Annotated in this window: 4 protein-coding genes and 1 pseudogene; 1 reads left to right on the top strand and 4 read right to left on the bottom strand. The window is 33.6% G+C overall.

The genetic code is table 11. The annotated features are described in order from the left end of the window. Positions 1–267, top strand: a pseudogene (locus IQ31_RS27395) (hypothetical protein); the annotation flags it as partial. Here the strand turns inward: IQ31_RS27395 and IQ31_RS20885 are convergent. From IQ31_RS20885 to IQ31_RS20870, 4 genes are all read right to left on the bottom strand, one after another. Further along, the gene (locus tag IQ31_RS20885) at positions 247–2,214 is read right to left on the bottom strand and encodes an ATP-binding protein (RefSeq protein ID WP_145329843.1); all 1,968 of its coding nucleotides are present in this window, start codon (positions 2,212–2,214) and stop codon (positions 247–249) included. The pseudogene IQ31_RS27395 and the gene IQ31_RS20885 sit on opposite strands and share 21 nt — an antisense overlap. After that, positions 2,211–3,272: a DNA cytosine methyltransferase gene (locus IQ31_RS20880; protein WP_145329841.1), complete on the bottom strand. Its 1,062-nt coding sequence runs from the start codon at positions 3,270–3,272 to the stop codon at positions 2,211–2,213. The genes IQ31_RS20885 and IQ31_RS20880 overlap by 4 nt, the downstream gene beginning before the upstream one ends. Positions 3,273–3,715: 443 nt before the next feature. Then, positions 3,716–4,954, bottom strand: a complete 1,239-nt coding sequence (locus tag IQ31_RS20875) for a hypothetical protein (protein WP_145329838.1) — start codon at positions 4,952–4,954, stop codon at positions 3,716–3,718. 44 nt (positions 4,955–4,998) lie between these two features. Continuing rightward, on the bottom strand, positions 4,999–5,337 hold the full coding sequence (locus IQ31_RS20870) for a hypothetical protein (RefSeq protein WP_145329836.1): 339 nt from the start codon (positions 5,335–5,337) through the stop codon (positions 4,999–5,001). Positions 5,338–6,084: the final 747 nt, after the last annotated feature.

The following is a 6,084-nucleotide window of genomic DNA, read 5'->3' as shown; positions in this document are numbered from 1 at the left end:
AAGCAGACAAAGCGCAAAAAATTTAGAACCAGAGCGGCAATAGAACCTATCATCGGACATTTAAAAACCGATTTTAGGCTGGCAAAAAATTACTTCATGGGAGAAACGGGACCACAAATCAATGCATTACTAGCTGCAACCGCTTGGAACATGAAGAAAATGATGGAACTACTGAAACAGAAAATTATTTTCTTATTTTATAAGATACAAATTATGCTGTTTTCTAATCCTGTTTTTAAAAATAAATTAAATAGTGGGTTTTGTTAAGGAACGACTAGTTAGGAGCTGTTTATTTACACTAACTGAGCACTTAATTATTTTTTTATCGGTATCTCGTAATGCTTTAATTGAGTTAGAAAGAAGATTTTGGAAAATATCAATTATAAAATGTTCTTGCGTATTCAAAATTAAATTGTTTGGGGCGTCTATTTGGTACTTTATTTTGTTTACTTCAAGAATATCACTGAATGTTTGAAAAATCTTTGATAAAGAATCGTAAATATTTACCTCTCTAAAGGACAAATTAGATTGAGAGTAGCTTAACATAAATTCAATGACTTTGTTAAGTATCATCATTTCCTCATATATTTCTTTTGAATACAGAAGAAAGAATTCCTCTTCATCTGTATCAGGGTAATAATCAAAAAAGAATTTTGCTTTTCTCTGTATTTTGCCCAATGAGGTTCTAACAGCGTGAGTTATATGCACAGCGTACTCCTGTAGTGACATCACGCTTAAGTACATATTTTCTTTACGTAAAAATTCCTCTTCAGTATCTTTCTGTTGCTTTATTACCGATTTAACAGACTTGCTCGTTTTAGTCGCAACCTCAATAATCGGTTGTAACTGGTTTTTTAGAGCTGGGTTGTCTATTGCAACTTGCTGAACAACTTTTGTTAGTTCATCCAAGTCTCCTTTAGCTTTGTCTAATACAGGTTGACTGTTTAGTTTTTTTAGGGATCTTAAATGTTTTTTGTATCCTTCAAGCGCGGTTAGTTGAATAATTATAAAGTCCTTTAAATCTCTATATTCAATATTATCTAAAAAATCTTGTCTGTTTGTGGCGTCAATTATTCTTGGATTATTCTCAGACGTAATTTCTAAAATACCAATAATCTCCCTTGTTGAGATTCTATCAAAGATATTTTGCCAAACTCTTTTGTCAATTCCAAGAATATCTCTCTTTTTATCAGCATGAATTTCTGCCTCCGCAAAAGGTGTTGTGATAATTCCGTCCCTATAGATTTTTACTCCGTCGAAAGGATTGTTGTTTTTGCCATAGATTTTAGTATAGTTTCTTCTAGCGGCATCGTCAAAATAGTACAAAGTCATTCTTATGACTCCAAAAGATTGGATAGGAAGATTTTTCTTTTTTATTTCGTGCGAACTTTCGTCGAAAAATAATGATTCTTGATAATTATCTCCATAATCAATAGTTGTCTCGTATGTAGCAAAGTCAACTTGTTTAGCCTTAATTTCTAAATTATCATAGCCAAATTGTTTTGCTGTCAAAAAGACTTTAAATTCCGGATTCAATAAATGGTAGGGAGATACTATTTTTTTTATTTCATTCTCAAGTTTTTGTAAATCCTTTTTTGTCCATTCATCTCGTATATTTGAAATTATAAGAGTGGTGCCATTTAATTTTTCTGAGCTATATGTATCAAGATAATCAAATTCAGTTTCAACATCTGTAAAAAGAAGTAATTGGTTACTGGGGGGGGCAGAAACTTTATTATGCGCAACTAGCTGTTCCTTATTTTGATTTCCATCAATAAATTTTTTGTGATAACTTTCCCAATTTATATTAACACTAAGCCATTGAGGATCCTTTTCAGTCTTTGTTATGATTATCAGATCATCCCCCAATTTATCAACAGCGAATCTTCCAATTCCTTTTTCTCCTACATTGCGTCTATTAAAGGGGGCTGGGGAGACCTTGTTCTGGCGCTTGTTAGAAGTTCCTATAACCATCCATTTGTTACGTATGTCACTCAAAGACATTCCAAAGCCGTCATCTATTATTTTAATACAACCATTAGGGCTTCCTAAATTTTCAAATATTAAATCAACTCTTTTCGCATTTGCATCATAACAATTTTTTATCAACTCGAATAGTGCCGTAACCCTGTCCGTTATTAAATCCCGACCTATAAGTCTAAAAGTACTTATATCAAATCTCCATTTTAAAGGTTCATTTTTTTTATCACTCATATTTGATCAAGTTCTTTAAGATGTCTTTTTATGCTTTCAGCCGTTACTTCACCTAATTTTGGTGGGACGGCATTTCCAATGTATCTAGAAGCTTTTGATATTGAAATTTCAGCTTCATTCTCGAAAAATCTATAGTCATTAGGAAAAGTTTGTAAAATAGCAGCTTCGCGAACTGAGATTGCTCGATCTTGTACTGGATGGCCAAAACGACCGTTGCCAAGGCCCGTACATAACGTAGTCATAGTTGGTGAGGGTTCTTCCCAAACCATTCTACCATATACACTTCCAAAACTCTTGCCAGAGTCTTTTTTATGACATTCGAGTCTTAACTCTTCTGGCCAATCTTTCCATCCACCTCCGTAAGGTGTTGCTTTTATCCTAGTTAAATTAAGTTCATTCAAAGATCTTGATCTATGTAGAGGATCACCGATATAAGTCTCTCCAGCTTTGATTGGAGGTAGCTTTTCTATAGCATCTGCGACGGTAACATAATTGCCTTTAGTATGTGTGGGCTCAATTAACGATATTTCGCCTAGTTTTGAAGCTAACAAGACTAACCGTTTTCTAGTTTGGGGTATTCCATAATCAGGACAAAATACAGTTTTGTAGGAGATGTGATATCCCATATTTTCAAGCTTTGAAACGAAATCTAATAGAACTGGTTTTTGATTAAAACTTTCGATTTGTGATACGTTCTCCATTGTGACAATATCCGGTAGTGTTTCTTCGACTAATCTGCCAAATTGGTATAGCAAATTATACTTGTTTTTATCCTTGTCTTTTACTTTGAATGCGTATGAAGAAAATGGCTGACAAGGAGCGCAGCCAGCTAAGACCTTTATTTTGTAACCATCAAATAATTTGGATAATTCCGCGCCTGTAATCTTTGAAACATCTTTCTTATGAAATACGGAATTATTATTTTGTTCATAAGCATAAGAACAAGTACCATCTATATCATACCCAGCAATAATATCAAAACCAGATTTGTACATTCCATAACTCAGCCCCCCAATCCCACAGAAGAGATCAATAACTCCTATTTTATTTTTTGACATTTGACCCGAAATCTTATTTTGGTATAAAATAACAAAATTAATGTCACTCTACATTACTTTATTTAAAAACTAGTCGTTTTCTATAACAATTTAAACATATTGCCTTATTTTCAAATTTACCTTGCCAGTTTTATGAAATTGTATATCCATAGGTGGCAAATGAAGAAAATTGACTATATCGGGGCTCTTATTCAGCGAAAAAAAGAACTTTCAAAATGTAGTTCCACAAAATCTAGTTTATTCTTTAGATTTTCTTAAATAATGGTGTATTTTTAGCTTGGGTATATAATTCTTGTCCATTATTTTTAGCTGCTATATGGGCTTTTATATTAATTAACGAGTATAACTCGAACTGTGACATCGGGATTAAAACCTTAAAAAGCCTCTTTTTATTTTGATACTATTCTCAAATCTAACATAAAGTTGGATAGGATCAAGCCTGACTAGTAATAGTCTTCCTCAAACCTCACCACCAACTCCTTAAAATCAACAATAAACTTCGCCTTGTCAAACGAAAGTCCTTTATGTTTTCTTGCTTTGAAAAGATGATTATCGCAATAGTGATCCCAGACATTTCTAAGTTCTCCAGTTTCGCGTAAATCTAGAAGTTCTGTGAACCTTTCATCTTGGCAGCCTAGATCGCCGATCAAATTGTAAAAGTCTACAAAATCAGTGAGGGTGTCTACGGAAACAGAATCTGCTTCGAAACCGGAGATAATTTCCTTGGGAGAATAAATGACCGATATGGTTGGAGGTAAGTCTTCCATGCCCGATAGCCACGCTTCTAAATTAACAGGTGCTTTAAAGATATCGTTATTACTCTTCAACAAAGTAAGCAATTCCTCTATGGAAGAGGATAGCAGAACATTACCGTCAATAGCAGTGAGTAACTTATCGTTTTCGTCACTATCTTCATACCAGATAAAATACTTAGTCGAGGGAGAACTTAAAGGTACATAGCTTGAAATCCAGATCATATGGTCTTGACAATGTTCCAAAAACTTTTCGGTTTCGTTCAAAATCTTACTATATGTAATCCTCATATTGTCTACCCCTTCTTGCAGAGCAAATTCTGGATCGAAGCTTTTATTTGTCAATTTCGAAAGCGCAATCTGTAACTCCAACGGGCTAAAAGTATTTTTAAATTTTGATTTGAGTAAAATGTAAATATTAAGCGCAAATTTTGGCTTGTGAAAGTAATGGCGAGAGATTAATTTTTTCAAGACCTCCAGTAACTCTGGGTTCACTTTAGATCTTGATCCTTTAGTAACCGCTATTTTCCAACGATAGTTTCTAGTTGTACCATCCTTATAAGTGACAGTAAATTTATAATAGTCTACTTCCGAATATTTGTCTGTCTCTCGTGTATGAGTGCCGCGGATATCAATAGTTTCTTTTGGTTCAACATCGTTTGGAATAATTTTCCGGATACCGGTTGACGCAATGGCGGGTAGAATATCAAGGTACTCCGTCTTAATATGTTCTTTGAAAAAAGGATTGAGAATTTCGGAGAAATACTTATTCACCTTTCCCATTAAAAACGAAACCTCTCGCTCAGATATCTTTTTCTTTTTGCAGATTTCATAAAAATTAACAAGAATTTCGAAGTCAATTCTTGAGACTTTTTGCCTGCTGAGGTGTTCTGTAGTTGATATAATTTGGTTATCTTCTTTCTCTTCCATTGGTGTGGCCAATTTACTCGACCCAAAAGTAAGAAAATTTTGATTTAAGCTAAATATTTTCCGTTTTTTAGCTTCAATATATTGTTGGAAACCAACTTTTCCAGAATTTCTTTAATTACCCTGCGTTTTTCTGACATATTTTCTGTCAAATAGAGGTATTCAAAAATGTCGTTTAATGACTTTTCCTTTTTAAAGTATCCAATATCTTTCATTCCCACAATTACTTCTTCCGCATCTGATGGATTGTTTAAACTAAAAACCACTTTGTCAACCAATGTACCATCGCTATAGGGAGAATTATCTGGAGGTAGGAGGTCATGTATTTCCCAGTCAAGAGCAGATGCTATTGAAGGGAAATCGATAGGATTAAAAACGGCATCCATATTTTCGTTCTTAACATTATTTACGTATGTGTCTCTTTTGTCAAGAATTAACGAAAACTTAGATTGTAAGATTCCTAATACATATAATCGATAGACCACGCGATTAATTATATATAACGATAACGGGCTTATTTTCACCATGTGCGATTATACATTCAAATCGCTTATAGAGTAAAAATTTTTAATCCGATAAAATTTGGATATTTGTAATATAAAAATGCATATATTTGTATTGTTGATTTATTGTATAGTATTATAAATTAATATTTTGAATAGCTTTTAACGCTGAATCTTGTTACAGAAAACCTAGGAAATTTTCAAAAGCGCAAGATCGGGAGTTAAAGGCCATATCTCTACCTTTGTTGGAACAAAGGAGAGATGGGCTTGCTCTTGATTCGCTTTTTGGCTTCCTAGGGCCGTCTGTAGAATTCATAGGTAAGTCCCATCTCTTTTTTGAGATAGTTCAAACCAGTTAAGATTCATCGCTCAAGCTTTTTTATAAACTTAAAAAAGAGAGTTATGAACCTCAATGAACATCGAATTTTCCTAGTAGTTCCCCCTTAGCTTATCTGTAGAAACAGATCTTTGTGATCGTATCCGAAACAGTGTCAGTGTATCCATATCAGCTGCTGTGTTAACCAATTTTTAGACGACTATATCGGAAAAATTTTACGAGTTATTTAACTATCTAATCTTAGGCATTCGTTTAGGAAAGGGATGAATTATGACCATTATTAGAACCTTAAA

Source organism: Sphingobacterium siyangense (assembly GCF_007830445.1).
In the GTDB taxonomy this organism is placed as follows: domain Bacteria; phylum Bacteroidota; class Bacteroidia; order Sphingobacteriales; family Sphingobacteriaceae; genus Sphingobacterium; species Sphingobacterium siyangense.
This window is presented reverse-complemented; position numbering and strand designations above follow the sequence as displayed.

Bases quoted from the DNA above. Each gene is read 5' to 3' on its own strand.
- IQ31_RS20870 (WP_145329836.1), bottom strand. From the start codon at position 5,337: ATGGATGCCGTTTTTAATCCTATCGATTTCCCTTCAATAGCATCTGCT.
- IQ31_RS20880 (WP_145329841.1), bottom strand. From the start codon at position 3,272: ATGTCAAAAAATAAAATAGGAGTTATTGATCTCTTCTGTGGGATTGGG.
- IQ31_RS20885 (WP_145329843.1), bottom strand. From the start codon at position 2,214: ATGAGTGATAAAAAAAATGAACCTTTAAAATGGAGATTTGATATAAGT.
- IQ31_RS20875 (WP_145329838.1), bottom strand. From the start codon at position 4,954: ATGGAAGAGAAAGAAGATAACCAAATTATATCAACTACAGAACACCTC.